General features: G+C 54.9%; 11 protein-coding genes. 3 read left to right on the top strand and 8 right to left on the bottom strand.

What is annotated here, in order from left to right; genetic code table 11:
- The first annotated feature begins 154 nt into the window (after nucleotides 1-154).
- Both CR46_RS0106075 and CR46_RS0106070 read left to right on the top strand, forming a co-directional pair.
- A complete protein-coding gene (locus CR46_RS0106075; protein ID WP_030070940.1) occupies nucleotides 155-1,834 on the top strand; it encodes an FAD-dependent monooxygenase in 1,680 nt (559 codons plus the stop codon).
- Nucleotides 1,835-1,839: 5 nt separating this feature from the next.
- Entirely contained in the window at nucleotides 1,840-2,076 is a 237-nt protein-coding gene (locus CR46_RS0106070) for a hypothetical protein (RefSeq protein WP_030070939.1), read from the top strand.
- A 130-nt stretch (nucleotides 2,077-2,206) separates the two neighbouring features.
- On the opposite strand, the gene CR46_RS0106065 is transcribed toward CR46_RS0106070, so the two are convergent.
- Nucleotides 2,207-2,689 carry an Lrp/AsnC family transcriptional regulator gene (locus CR46_RS0106065; protein ID WP_030070938.1) on the bottom strand — a complete coding sequence of 161 codons (483 nt, stop codon included), beginning with the start codon at nucleotides 2,687-2,689 and terminating at the stop codon, nucleotides 2,207-2,209.
- Between the two features lie 177 nt (nucleotides 2,690-2,866).
- Here CR46_RS0106065 and CR46_RS0106055 point away from each other — a divergent pair, with 177 nt between their 5' ends.
- Nucleotides 2,867-6,412, top strand: a complete 3,546-nt coding sequence (locus CR46_RS0106055) for an indolepyruvate ferredoxin oxidoreductase family protein (protein WP_030070937.1) — start codon at nucleotides 2,867-2,869, stop codon at nucleotides 6,410-6,412.
- 203 nt (nucleotides 6,413-6,615) lie between these two features.
- On the opposite strand, the gene CR46_RS0106050 is transcribed toward CR46_RS0106055, so the two are convergent.
- From CR46_RS0106050 to CR46_RS0106020, 7 genes are all read right to left on the bottom strand, one after another.
- Entirely contained in the window at nucleotides 6,616-7,806 is a 1,191-nt protein-coding gene (locus CR46_RS0106050) for a multidrug effflux MFS transporter (RefSeq protein WP_030070936.1), read from the bottom strand.
- A 116-nt stretch (nucleotides 7,807-7,922) separates the two neighbouring features.
- Nucleotides 7,923-8,567, bottom strand: a complete 645-nt coding sequence (maiA, locus tag CR46_RS0106045) for a maleylacetoacetate isomerase (RefSeq protein WP_030070935.1) — start codon at nucleotides 8,565-8,567, stop codon at nucleotides 7,923-7,925.
- A gap of 33 nt (nucleotides 8,568-8,600) precedes the next feature.
- Nucleotides 8,601-9,620, bottom strand: a complete 1,020-nt coding sequence (locus CR46_RS0106040; RefSeq protein ID WP_030070933.1) for a fumarylacetoacetate hydrolase family protein — start codon at nucleotides 9,618-9,620, stop codon at nucleotides 8,601-8,603.
- A gap of 106 nt (nucleotides 9,621-9,726) precedes the next feature.
- The gene (gene hmgA / locus CR46_RS0106035; RefSeq protein ID WP_030070931.1) at nucleotides 9,727-11,037 is read right to left on the bottom strand and encodes a homogentisate 1,2-dioxygenase; all 1,311 of its coding nucleotides are present in this window, start codon (nucleotides 11,035-11,037) and stop codon (nucleotides 9,727-9,729) included.
- Between the two features lie 81 nt (nucleotides 11,038-11,118).
- On the bottom strand, nucleotides 11,119-11,319 hold the full coding sequence (locus CR46_RS0106030) for a DUF2783 domain-containing protein (RefSeq protein WP_030070929.1): 201 nt from the start codon (nucleotides 11,317-11,319) through the stop codon (nucleotides 11,119-11,121).
- On the bottom strand, nucleotides 11,306-13,036 hold the full coding sequence (locus CR46_RS0106025) for an FAD-dependent oxidoreductase (protein WP_030070927.1): 1,731 nt from the start codon (nucleotides 13,034-13,036) through the stop codon (nucleotides 11,306-11,308). Before CR46_RS0106025 ends, CR46_RS0106030 begins: the two co-directional genes overlap by 14 nt.
- Nucleotides 13,037-13,109: 73 nt before the next feature.
- Nucleotides 13,110-14,078 (bottom strand): MBL fold metallo-hydrolase, encoded by a 969-nt coding sequence (locus tag CR46_RS0106020; RefSeq protein WP_030070925.1) that lies wholly within the window; start codon nucleotides 14,076-14,078, stop codon nucleotides 13,110-13,112.
- Nucleotides 14,079-14,189 lie beyond the last annotated feature (111 nt).

Raw genomic sequence — 14,189 nt, 5'->3', positions numbered from 1 at the left:
GCCATCATGAAATGAGTTAACGCTGATGGGCTATAAATGTCCCGCTTTTTACGGGACAACCCCCTTGAAACCTTCAGTGTAGGCTATCGCTATACGGCCTATACACCTTTCCGTACCGCTTCCATTTTAAAAATAACAGTCACAGGAGAGTGCTATGCGACCAGCAGGCAAGGGTGAGCTTGACTCGCTGTATTTCGATTATCCGCATTTCCCCTTTGTATGTCCCGGTGAATTAAAAGGTGAGAAAAAACAGCACCGGGTCGCCATTGTGGGGGCAGGGCCCGTCGGCGTCGCCGCCGCGCTGGAACTCGCGCGTCAAGGTGTTCAGTCAGTCTTGCTTGATGATAAGGCGACGCTCAATGATGGTTCCAGGGCGATCTGTCTTTCCCGCCACAGCTTGGAAATTCTTCAACAATTAGGCGTCGAGCAGCAATTTATCGACAAAGCGCTTGGCTGGACGCGAGGGCGCTCCTATTTCCATGATCAGGAAGTCTATCGTTTTGAGATGCCGCATTCAGAGCACGAGCGCTTTCTGCCAATGTATAACCTGCAACAGCAGTATATTGAGCAGTTTCTGGTCGATAAGGCGATGGAAAGCCCGTTAATTGAAATGCGCTGGCAGCAGGCCGTTAGCGACGTCACGCAAAGTGATACCGGCGTAACTCTGCGTGTGACTACCCCAGAGGGCGAATATCAGTTAGAAGCCGCCTATTTGTTGGCGGCGGATGGTGGGCGTAGTGTTGTGCGCAAGTCGTTTGACCTGCCGTTGCACGGTGAGTCCTATGAAGGGCGCTATGTGATTGCTGATGTACGCATGACGTCTGACTTTCCGACCGAGCGCAGGGCGTTTTTCAGCCCTTCAGTAATGCCTGAATCTACCCTGCTAGTGCATAAACAGCCTGATGATATTTGGCGCATCGACTATCAACTGTTGCCGAATGAAAGCCCCGAGCAGGCTGTAACCGAGAGCGCTATTCGTGAACGCGTTGGCATGATTATTGAGATGCTAGGTGAAGAGGGGGAGTGGCAGCTTGAGTGGTGGAGCCTTTACAAAGCCTACACGCTAGCCCTCGACGATTACCGCCATGGCCGTGTGTTGTTTATTGGCGACAGTGCCCATTTAGTACCCATTTTTGGGGTGCGTGGGCTGAATAACGGGCTGGCCGATGCGGTTAACGCCGCCTGGAAGCTAGCTTGGGTGCTGAACAACAAGGCTTCTGAGAAGCTATTGGATAGCTATAGCCCAGAACGGCGTGGTGCCACACTAGAAGTCTTTGCGAATGCCGGTAAGAGCACCCGCTTTATGACCCCACCCAGTCAAGGCTATCGGTTGATGCGAGATGCCGCGTTATCGTTGGCTCTACGTAACGACTACGCAAGCCGTTTTGCCGACCCACGGCAAGTCACGCCCTACACCTATGCTGAAAGCCCTGTGACGGCAGAGGATGACATCGGTTTTAGCGCTGGCCCGATACCTGGCGCACCATTAATCAATCGCCGATTAGGCGAAAACAGCTTCTTGCTCGACCACCTGGGAACGGGGTTTAACCTGCTGGTGTTTAGTGAGGATGGTAGCGTCACGCCTGAACTACAGGCCGCCTTAGTTGACCTTCAGAAACACGACAGCGGTCTGGATGTGTTGGTAATTGCCCGTTATGCCAGCCCGGCGTTTTTTACCACCTTGATTGATCAACAGGGTGCTTGCTTTGAGGGTTATGACGCCAGTTCTGGAAGTGCTTACTTAGTACGACCTGATCGTCATATCACCGCACGCTGGAAAGCACTGGAAGCGGCTTCCCTTAGCCGCGCCTTCAAGACAGCACTGGGAGAATAATGCGCATGACCGCGATATCGACACCCACAGTCTCTTCACAAGCCGCTTTACCGTTTGCCGACCTTGAACAGGTTTATGAACAGCTGGCTGTCACGCTAGATTCGGTACCTGAGACACAGCACACACTCTTGCTTGCCCAGCTGGCCCTGGCACTTGCCCACCGAATACCCGATATCGATCAAGTAATAGCGGCGATTAATGAGGCGCGCGAGGGCATTCAAATTGACGAAGAGGGCAGTTAGAGGCAAGTGAAGGCGAGTTAAGAGAGGGAAAGTGAAGAGGGGAAGGTGAAGAGGGGAAAGCGCTTCCCCTCTGTCATCTAGAACGGCTGAGCTATCGCTATTATGTCAACGCTACGGTGCTCGTCTGGTTTCAACGAATCGGGATAGCGGTCTCTTCTTTGATATTACGCAGTACGAAATTGGAGCTGACCTGGGAGATACCGTCCAAGGTGAAGAGTTTTTCATTCAGAAAACGGTCATAGGCCGCCATGTCTTCGATCACCACCCGTAGTACGAAATCGGCGTTGCCGGTGGTGGCATAGCACTGCAGCACTTCTGGATATTGCAGAATGCGTTTTTCGAACTCGACGGTATTGTCGATGTGGTGGCGAACTAGCGTCACCATGACCAGCGCTGATAGTGGCTGGCCCACTAGGCTGGGCTCCACCAACGCTGCAAAACGGCGGATAACGCCACTCTCTTCCAAGGCCTTTACGCGTCTCCAGCAGGCAGCGGGGGAAAGCCCGATCTGTTCGGCAAGCTCATTATTGGTAATGCGTCCTTGCTGCTGAAGCAGGGTAAGGATGCGCTGATCATGCCTGTCTAAGGTGATTTCTTTGGTCGTTTCTTTCATAGGGGTATTTCATTTATTTGTGGTTTGTTGAATATCATTGCGTCAAAACTAAAAAAATGAAAGTAATGATTAATAATCAGGCTTTTGAAGAGTGAATTAGCAAGCACCTTTAGTGCGCTCTTGGCTAGACTCAAGCGTATTACAACCATAACTCTTCAACCGTACTGGTGATCTCTCATGACAACCCCCTCAATTGCTGAGCAGGCGGGTTCTATTACCCCACCTCTCGATAACGCACTCGATGACAATCCTCTCAATGACAATCGTCTTGATGACTATCAGCTGGCCGACCGCTATAGCCGTGGTGAAGGCCGTATCTTTCTAACCGGCACCCAGGCGTTGGTGCGTATCGCCTTACGCCAAGCGGAGCTTGATCGCCGCGATGGTCGCCATACGGCAGGGCTTATCAGCGGCTATCGTGGCTCGCCCTTGGGCGGTGTAGACCAAGAGATCTGGCGGGCAAAAGCCGCTATGGAAGCGCATCACATCGATTTTGTCCCTGCGATTAACGAAGACTTGGCAGCCACCATGATGCTTGGCTGCCAGCAGGTAGAAACGGATCCTGAGCGGCAGGTCGATGGTGTCTTCGGCATGTGGTACGGCAAAGGGCCTGGCGTTGATCGCGCGGGCGATGCGTTAAAGCACGGTAATGCCTACGGCAGCTCACCGACTGGCGGTGTGCTGGTGGTCGCGGGTGATGACCATGGGTGTGTGTCGTCCTCAATGCCACACCAGTCGGATGTCGCCTTTATGGCGTGGTTTATGCCGGTAGTGAGCCCCGCGTCATTGGCGGAATATGAACGCTTCGGGCTGTGGGGCTATGCACTGTCACGCTTCTCAGGTTGCTGGGTAGGGTTCAAAGCTGTTTCTGAAACCGTAGAGAGCGGCGCGTCGGTGGAGGTGCCACCTTTGCCTGAGTATGTAACGCCGGATTTCGACATGCCGGAAGGCGGGCTGCACTATCGCTGGCCTGACTTGCCAGGGCCGCAGCTTGAAACCCGCCTTGAGCACAAGCTGGCCGCTGTTCAGGCGTTTGCCACGGCCAACCCGATTGATCAGTACTTATTTCGCCAAGAACAGGCAACGTTTGGGCTGGTGACCACAGGCAAGGGGCACCTGGATTTACTTGAGGCGCTGCGTTTATTAGGGCTGGATGAAGCGAAACTGCGTGACTTGGGGGTGGAAATATACAAAGTCGGGATGGTGTGGCCGCTCCATCGACCCGGCATTCTTGAGTTTATTCATGGCAAGCGCGAAGTGCTGGTCATTGAAGAGAAGCGCGGCATTATTGAAAGCCAGCTGAAAGAGTACATGTCGGAACCCGACCATCCAGGCGAGGTTATCGTTACCGGTAAGCAGGATGAAACTGGTAAGCCCTTGATTCCCTTCGTGGGAGAGCTAGGCCCGCGCCTCTTGGCAGGCTTTGTCGCCGAGCGTTTAGCGCGCTTTTTCAACATTGATTTTAGCGACAAGTTGGCAACCGTTGATGCCTGCCAAGCAGGCGTGAAAGAGCTTGGCGGTGTACGCCGCATGCCGTATTTCTGCTCCGGTTGCCCACACAATAGCTCGACCAAGGTGCCTGAAGGCAGTAAAGCCCTGGCGGGGATCGGTTGCCACTTTATGGCCTCGTGGATGGACCGTAGCACCGAATCGTTAATTCAGATGGGTGGCGAAGGCGTTAACTGGGTGGGCAAGAGCCGCTTTACCGGTAATGGTCATATCTTCCAGAACTTAGGCGAAGGCACCTGGTTTCACTCGGGCTCCATGGCGGTGCGCCAAGCCGTGGCTGCCAACGTTAATATTACCTACAAAATTTTGTTCAACGACGCGGTTGCCATGACGGGCGGCCAACCCGTGGATGGACAAATCAACGTGCCGATGATTGCTCGGCAGTCGCTGGATGAAGGCGTTCGTCGGGTAGTGGTGGTCAGTGACGAACCTGAAAAATACCGGGGGCATGAAAAAGAATTTCCTAAGCAGGTAACCTTTCACGGACGCGAAGAGATGGACACGCTACAGCGTGAACTGCGCGAAATTCCTGGCTGCACCGTGTTGATTTATGACCAGGCATGCGCGGCTGAAAAACGCCGTCGGCGCAAGCGTGGTTTGATGGAAGACCCAGCCCGCCGAGTGTTCATTAACCATCATGTTTGCGAAGGCTGTGGTGATTGTTCCGTACAGTCCAACTGCTTATCGGTAGTGCCTCGCGAGACCGAGCTAGGCCGTAAGCGCAAGATCGATCAATCATCCTGCAACAAGGATATGTCCTGCGTCAGTGGTTTTTGCCCCAGTTTTGTCACTGTTGAAGGTGGCGGGCTGCGTAAGGGGCAAGGCGTCACGGCAGATAACGCCTTTTGGAAGCGTATATCACATTTGCCTAACCCCTCCGTTGCCACTTTGGCTGCCCCTTATGACCTGTTAGTGGGTGGCGTTGGCGGCACGGGCGTGGTGACTGTCGGCCAGCTGATCACCATGGCAGCACACCTGGAAGGCAAGGGCAGCAGCGTGCTCGACTTTATGGGGTTTGCGCAAAAAGGTGGGGCAGTCCTTAGCTATGTGCGTCTGGCATCACAGCCCAGCGAATTGAATCAGGTACGTATCGAAGCGGGTCAGGCCGATGCAATGATCGCTTGCGATATGGTCGTAGCCAGTTCGCAGAAAGCGCTGAATGTGCTGCAGCCGACCACCCGTATCGTGGCGAATCTTGCTGAGCTAGCCACGGCAGATTATGTCCTTTATCGCGATGCGGATATGCAGCCCAGCAAGCGCCTTAACATGTTGCGTGAAGCGGTAGGAGATGAACGCTTTGCTTCTCTGGATGCCAATCGCCTAGCCGAACAGCTGCTAGGGGATACGGTCTTTTCCAATATGATGATGCTGGGATTTGCCTGGCAGCAGGGGCTGGTGCCGCTTTCTGAACCTGCGCTACAGCGTGCGCTAGAGCTTAATGGCGTCGCCGTTGAGAAGAACCGTCAGGCATTTGCCTGGGGGCGTCTGGCAGCGGTAGAACCCGACTACCTTCAGCAGCATCTGGACACGATGCCACTGTCTGCCAACGCCACACTGGACGACGTGGTAGCGCGTAATAGTCGCCACCTGGAGCGCTATCAGAACCGTGCCTGGGCTGAGCGTTACGTTACCCAGGTAGCGAAAGTGCGCGAAGCAGAAGCCGCGCTAGGCGGTGGTCAATCATTGAGTGAGGCTGTCGCCCATCAGCTGTATCGCTTGATGGCGTATAAAGATGAGTATGAAGTAGCGCGTCTTTACACCCAGAGCGATTTTCTGGATGAGGTTAAAGCCACGTTCTCGGGTGATTACCAGTTAACTTTCCATTTGGCACCGCCGCTATTGGGTGGTCGTAAAGATGCGCAAGGGCGTCCGGTGAAGCGTCGCTTCGGCCCCTGGGTGCTGAAGGCAATGGGTGTGCTGGCCAAGATGCGCGGTTTGCGCAATACGGCGCTTGATCCTTTCCGCTTCAGCGCTGATCGTAAGCTCGACCGCACCTTGTTGGCTGACTACGAGCAGTTGATGGATGAGTTAGTGGCTCGCCTTGATGGCACGAATCACGCCACGGCCTTAGCGCTTGCTAAGCTGCCGGAAGAAATTCGTGGTTTCGGGCCCGTTCGCGAAGCTGCCGCTGAGAAAGCCAACGAGCGCCGCGAGACGTTGTTGAAGGAGCTACGTGAAGGTCGCTCGAAGACCATCGCTGTCGAAGCTGCTTGAGGCAACTCAATATAGGTAAAAAAAGGCCACGCAATGAGTATAATGCCAGTCAGTTAAGGCTGACTGGCATTAGCCGATGGGCTGGGTTTTCGGGCTGCTGAAGGCTAAGGTCAAGGTGGATTCCCGATAACCCCCCTCGGGAATGACAGTGCGGTGTCTCGGGAATAACGGGGGTGTGGTGGCTGGGAATGACAGTGATTCAGCTACGCCTCTTTTTGGCGGCGTACCAGCAGCCAGTGGCTTGTCAGGGCGAGCAGCCCCATCAGCCCGATCGTCAATGCCATGGTGCGCGAGCTGCCGTCGTGGAATTGCCCGACTAAGCCACCTACCACAGCGGCAATCGTCATTTGCAGGAAACCAAATAAAGAAGACGCCGCGCCTGCACACTGAGGGTTGGGCGCCAGTGCACCGGCCATTGTTTGCGGCATCAGAATGCCTACCCCCAGCATGAACACCATATGCGGCCCCACTACCGCCCACGGGTGATGGATACCAACGGCAGCCAAGCCGGCCATGATCACGCCCCCTGCCGCACAGACTACCGTTCCCCGGGTGATAAGACGATCACGACCCAAGCGGTGGCTATAGCGGCCGCTGACCAGCGTGCCGACAAAGAAGCCCGCGACAATCAGCGTAAACAGCACGCCATACAGGGTAGGGGCGACGCCCATGTACTCGATGAGCACAAAGGATGAGCCAGAAAGGTACGCGAACAGCCCCGAAAAAGCGGCCGCATTCACCAAGGTGTAGCCAAGAAAGGCGCGTTGGCTTAGCAGTAGGCGAAAGTTTGCCAATATTGTTCTTGGGTGGATCGACTGCCGCTGCTCTATCGCCAAGGGTTCGGGCAGCATGAAAATGAGCACCGCCAGCATCACTGCCGCGTAGAGCGCTAGCACCACGAACACCGATTCCCAGCCAAAAAACAGCAGTAACCCCGCGCCCACCACTGGCGCTAAGGCCGGGGCGAGTGCCATGGTGCTGGCCATATACGAGAGAATGCGTCCAGCTTCGATGGGGCCATGGATATCTCGCACCGCAGCGCGTGCTAGCACGGGGCCGGCTGCCCCGCCAAAGGCCTGCAAAAAGCGGCCTACTAGTAACCATTCGACGTTAGGTGCCCAGGCGCACAGTAGGCTTGCCGCAAGAAATAGTGATAACCCTGCGATCATCACCGGCCGGCGTCCAAAGCGATCAGAGATCGGGCCACACAGCAGTTGGGCCAGGGCGAATCCAGCCATGTAGAGGCTAAGGGTGAGCTGTATTCGGTCTGGGCCAGTATTCAGCGCGTCTGCCATGGCGGGCATGGCTGGCAAGTACATATCCGTTGCCAGCGGGCCAAGTGCAGTCACCGCGGCTAGTGCCAAGACGGTGGCGGTAGAGGGCAGCTTTAGCACCGCTTAACTCCTTATGGTTTGACGTGATGCCCCTTCGGACACGAGACGGGCGCCTTTCCGAATGGAAAGACGCCCGCTTATGTTAGCCTGCTTAGTATAACTTGTTTTTGCTTGGTTTAGTTGGCGTCAGGCTGCGTCTCGGGTGCGGCTTTTTCGAACGCTGGCAGCGACCGACAGTGGGCAGTGATACGCTGGATCGTCGGGTAGGCTGACAAATCGCACTCGAAGCGCTCTGCGTTATACACCTGGGGAATCAGGCAGATATCCGCAAGCGTCGGGGTGTCGCCATGGCAAAAATCACCGGTATTCGAGTCAGCGGAAAGCATTGCTTCCAATGCTGTGAAGCCCTCGGTAATCCAGTGGCGATACCAGGCTAGCTTCGCCGCCTCATCCACCCCCAGCTCCCTGACGAGATACTTGAGCACCCGCAGGTTGTTGAGCGGATGAATCTCGCAAGCGACTGACTGAGCAAGCGCACGAACTCTTGCGCGCGCTAACGCGTCAACCGGCAGCAGCGCGGGCTCGGGGTGTGTCTCATCGAGGTACTCACAGATTGCCAGCGACTGGTTAATCACTGAGCTATCATCTAGCACTAGACTAGGCACCATCCCCTGGGGGTTGCGCGCCAGCTGTTCGCCGCCACGCTGGTCGCCTTTCACCAGGTTAACTGGGACCTGGTCATAGTCCAGGCCCTTGAGGTTTAAGGCGATCCGCACCCGGTAAGCAGCCGACGAGCGAAAATAGCCGTAAAGCGTCGTCATGTTGCCTTCCTTATGTTGTCTTTCTGGTCTTGCTTATTTGGGCTGGTACTTTACGACTTGCTGATCGATAGTACCAAACAGGTTATTGCCATCGCGGTCAAACATCTCGATGCGCACTCGGTCGCCAAAGCGCATAAAGGGAGTTTTTACCTGGCCGTACAGTATCTGCTCGACCATGCGTACTTCGGCCAAACAGCTATAGCCCACGCCGCCGTCAGCCACTGGTTTTCCAGGGCCGCCATCCGGGTCTGGGTTGGAAACAGTGCCCGAACCAATGACCGCGCCCGCGCCGAGATAGCGGGTCTTGGCCGCATGGGCAACCAGCTGCGGGAAGCTGAAAATCATATCGGGACCCGCTTCTGGCTCGCCAAACTTCTCGCCATTCAGGTGCACGGTCAGCGGTAGGTGTACCTTGCCATCCTGCCAGGCATCGCCCAGCTCATCGGGGGTCACCGCGATGGGCGAAAAAGAAGAGGCAGGCTTGGCTTGGAAAAAGCCGAAGCCTTTAGCGAGTTCGCCTGGAATGAGGCCGCGCAGGCTGACATCGTTAACCAGCATCACTAGCTTAATATGCTTGGCGGCTTCCTCGGGCGTTACAGCCATCGGCACGTCATCGGTAATGACGGCGATTTCGCCCTCAAAATCGATGCCATGCTCTTCGCTCACCGCTTCGATATCTTCGGTAGGTGCCAGGAAGCAGTCGCTACCGCCCTGGTACATGAGCGGATCAGTCCAAAAGGTTTCGGGCATTTCGGCATTACGTGCCTGGCGTACCAGTTGGACATGGTTTAGATAGGCGGAGCCATCAGCCCACTGGTAGGCGCGCGGTAACGGGGAGTGCAGGGCACTCTGGTCAAGCGCAAAAGCACCTTCAGCGTCGCCACTGTTTAGTTGCGCATAGCGTGCTTCAAGCTGCGGGCTAACGGCTTCCCAGCTTTCAAGAGCCGACTGAAGTGTGGGCGCAATATCAGCAGCGCTTACCGCACGGGAAAGGTCGCGAGAAACAATGATGAGTTCTCCGTCGCGGCCATTGTTAAGTGTTGCAAGTTTCATGGTGATTCAATCCTTGTCGTCAGGGCGGGGCAGGCAAACCCCACCCGTCATAATAGTATTAGGGCTTGATAGTATTAGGGCTTGATAGTATTAGGGCTTGATAGTGTTAGGGCTTGCTTGGGTCGAAGTGCGAGCGCAGCGTCGACCAAACATCCACATAGTCACGTTGGCGGAAGTCAGCCTCTAGTGCCGCGGGGGTTGGATGGAATAAGTAGCGGCTTTCGAACATGAAGGCCAACGTATCCCCTAGGAACTGAGGCTTAAGCTCAGCGTTGGAGGCTTTTTCAAAGGTTTCAGCATCCGGGCCATGGGGCGACATTGAGTTGTGCAGGCTGGCACCGCCGGGGGTGAAGCCTTCCGCTTTTGCATCGTACTCACCGTGGATAAGCCCCATAAACTCGCTCATCAGGTTGCGATGGAACCAGGGTGGCCTAAAGGTATTCTCGGCAACCATCCAGCGCGGTGGGAAGATTACAAAATCCAGATTTGCCATTCCCGCTGTATCGGAAGGTGACGTCAATACGGTAAAGATTGAAGGATCTGGATGGTCGAAGCTCACCGTGTTAATGGTGTTAAAATTAGCGAGGTTATATTTATACGGCGCGCAGTTACCGTGCCACGCCACTACGTCTAACGGCGAATGGTTTAGTTTAGTTTCCCAGAAACGACCAGAGAACTTAGCCACTAAGCGGTAATCACCCTCTAGATCTTCATAAGCCGCTACTGGGCTTTGGAAGTCGCGCGGGTTTGCCAAGCCGTTAGCCCCAATAGGCCCAAGGCCGGGTAGCTCTAACGGGCTGCCGTAGTTCTCGCAAATATATCCTCGCGCAGCATCGACACCTTGCGCTCTGCGCACTTGGAATTTCACACCGCGCGGAATAACGGCAATTTCACCGTTATCAATCTCAAGTTCACCAAATTCGGTGCGCAGGCGTATAGCACCCAACTGCGGAACGAAGAGCAGTTCGCCATCTGCGTTGTAGAAAAAACGCTCGGTCATGTCTTCATTGAACGTATAAACATGTACGCCCACGCCAGCCTGGGTGCCTGCATCCCCGTTGACTGCAATGGTGAATAAACCATCAATAAAGTCAGTCGGGGCATCTGGTATCGCAACGGGGTCCCAACGCATTTGGTTAGGGTCGGCTGCTGGGCGTTCTAATGGGGCGGTGTGTACGTCTTTGTTATTTTCTAGTGGTTGGTAAGCACTTTGAACCACTGAAGGGCGAATGCGGTAAAGCCAGCTACGAAAGTTTTGATGACGTGGTGCTGTAAATGCGGAGCCAGTGAGCTGTTCTGCATATAAGCCGTAAGCGCACTTTTGCGGTGAGTTTTGCCCAATCGGCAGTGCACCTGGCAGCGCTTCGGTTGAAAAGTGGTTATGAAAGCCGTTTTGATACTTTAATTGTTCAGTCATTGTTTAGTCCTGCTTTATTTGAACGTTATTTTGCTAAACCTATCTTTTATAAACCTGCCTTTTTATAAACTTAAGGCGCGGCTATTGATCGCCATCAGCCACCGCATGGGACATCGCTTCTTCAAGCACCGCTTGGTCGCCGATGTGGTTAGCCAGTAGCAAAATCAAGCGTGCATTGATGCGTTCGCTGTCGGCTTCGCTGCGGTCGCGGTGTAGTGCGGTGAGTGCCGCGTAAAACGCATCCGGGTCAGTGAAGTTGGGATTCAATTCAAGCCTTGGCATGGCAACGCTCCTGAAAGGTAGTGTCAGCGGTACCCGCAAGATGCACGCCCAGCGCGCGGTCTAAGGCATCTTCAACCTGGTGGGCAGTGATGGCGTGCCAGCGAGCAGCAACGTGTTGGTCGGGACGGATAAGGTACCCGGCACCTGCTTTCAGGCCGTATCGCTGGGTGACTAGTCCTTCAGCATCATCCACCACGGTGGTGCGCGGTAGCGTGCTGAGCGCCTGCGGCGTGGGGCCAACGATCACTAGGCTGACATCGGGGCGTCGCTCTAGCAGAGTATCTAGGTCTTTCAACACAGTAGCGTCGTGTTGATCATCAGCACGGCCGTCGAGCAGCAACACAAAGCCATCGCCAAACTGATTGAGTAGCCAGGCGTTCTCTTCGCCTACTCGAATAGGGGCATCTTTAATGGGGCTGCCGGGGCGCAACTCACTTGGGCCGCCATCCACATCGGGCGTATTGAGCGGCGAGTGGTCATAGCGACACGGCATAGAGAGTCGGCCGCTGTTGACCAGACTACGTGCGAAGGGGTGCTTCTCAGCCAGCTCCAACGTCACATCGCGGAACACGTGGCTAATATGGCTCTTCGGGGTAATAAAGTCGGTGGCGCGGGTAGAGTTAAGGAGGTTTTCTGCCGCGCCGTGCTGGCGCTCAGTGTTGTATGTGGACAGTAGCGTTTTAGGTGCCTGCTGTTTGAGCACTCGAGCAAGCTTCCAGACTAAGTTGTCTACGCCCTGCAGGGCACCGTTGGCTCCCCTGGCACCGAAGGGGGAAACCTGATGAGCCGCGTCGCCCATGAATATCACGCTGTTATGAATAAAGTTATCCATTTTACGGCAGCGGAAAGTGTAGACACTGGCCCACTCAAGCTCGAACTCCACGTCTGGTCCAAGCATGGCTTGTACCCGTGGGCGAATGTTCTCTTCTTTCTTCTCTTCTTCCGGGTCAGCGTCCCAGCCTAGCTGGAAGTCGATACGCCACACATTGTCGGGTTCTTTGTGTAGCAGTACTGATTGATTGGGGTGGAAGGGCGGATCAAACCAGAACCAGCGTTCTGTCGGGAAGTCGGCCTTCATCACCACATCAGCAATCAGGAAGCGGTCTTGGAATACCTGGCCTTTGCACTCAAGGCCCAGCATGTCGCGAATTCGGCTGTTAGCGCCATCCGCGACAAGAAGGTAGTCACAGGTCAGTTGATAATCACCATCCTGAGTAGAGACGTTGAGGGTGGTGCTGTCAGGCTGAGCATCGACATTAATGACCTTGTGTTTCCAACGCAGATCAATCTGTTCAGCAAAGTCGTGAGCGCGGTTGACCAGAAACTCTTCAAAGTAATACTGCTGCAAGTTAATAAAGGCCGGGATGCGATGGCCGTCTTCGGGCAGCAGGTTAAAGTCGTACACTTCGCGGTCTTGGAAAAAGACGCGACCGTGCTGCCAAGTGACGCCTTTTTCAAGCATCGGCTCGACACAGCCCAAACGGTCGACAATTTCCAGTGAACGCTTGGCAAAGCACAGCGCCCGGGAACCCACGCTAACGGTGTTGTTATCGTCGAGGACAATGGAGTGAATGCCCTGCTTAGCTAAATCAATAGCGGCGGCGAGGCCGCTGGGTCCGGCACCAACAATCACCACCGGGCAATGGCGAACGTTTTGACTATCGAGTTCGGGCGGGCGTCGGTAAGGATAGACAGGATTTTTATAGGTAGTTGGCATCTATTGCTCCCCTGCAGCGTCGGGGAATAGCTCCCGACGCTGGGCGTGATCAGTGGGTGTCTCTAGTAAGCACTTACTGATTTTCGACAGCGTCCTGCAGCGAGTGCCACATAGCGGTATCGCGCTCTGCTGTCCAAATGCGGGGATCTGGGTATTCGCCGCCTGCTTCGTCATAGCAGCGCGTGATGTCGAAAGGCACACAGTGGTCGAAGATGACCCAATGGCCATACTTTGGTTTCAGCAATGCGTAGGTGTCGGCGTAGCACTCGGAGAGCGATTTGCCCGCCGCCTTGCCTGCTTTGACACTTCCATACATATCATTCAAAAAGTCGCGGGTGCCTTGGATAGCTTCCTGGCACTGCTCGGCAGTCTGTAGCGCGTCGCCACGGCCGGGCACCAGCTTTTGAGGCTGCATGGCCTGGAGGCGATCAAGCGTGGCCGGCCAGTCCTCGTGGTAAGCGTCACCGGTATAAGGAGTGGCACCATACTCAACGAGGTCACCGGCAAACATGATTTTTTCTTTCGGTAACCAGACGATGGTGTCGCCCTTGGTGTGTCCGCGGCCCAAGTGGATGATCTGTACCTCGCGCTCACCCATGAAGACGGTCAGTTTTTCCTGGAAGACAATGGTTGGCCAAGTTAAACCAGGGACAGAATCGACGCCTTTGAACAGGCGCGGGAAACGGCCAACTTCTGATTCATAGTCTTGCTGTCCACGCTCGACAATTAGGTCATAAGTGTTCTGGCTTGCGTAGATGTTCTCAGCGTTATACGCGGAAGCCCCCAGTACACGGACGGCGTGATAGTGAGACATGACCACATGCTTAATTGGTAGATCAGTCACTTCGCGGATACGGCGGATAACGTCCTGGGCCATGATGGGCGTGGCCTGGGTGTCGATGACCATCACGCTGTCATCGCCAATCACGATGCCGGTATTGGGGTCACCTTCAGCCGTGTAAGCGTAAAGCCCTTCTGCCAGCTTGATGAAACTGATCTGTTTTTCTTCGGTGTCGGCATGGGATGCAAACTTCTTGCTCATGGTATCTCCGGTGCTATCAGGGTGATTCAGATCTTTGTATGCCAGGAGGATAGTTTCTTATGAAACTAAATGTCCAGTATGCTACGTGGTTACTAGCCATGTTTTTGCAAG

It is taken from the genome of Vreelandella neptunia, assembly GCF_000712975.1.
In the GTDB taxonomy this organism is placed as follows: Bacteria; Pseudomonadota; Gammaproteobacteria; order Pseudomonadales; family Halomonadaceae; genus Vreelandella; species Vreelandella qaidamensis.
This window is presented reverse-complemented; position numbering and strand designations above follow the sequence as displayed.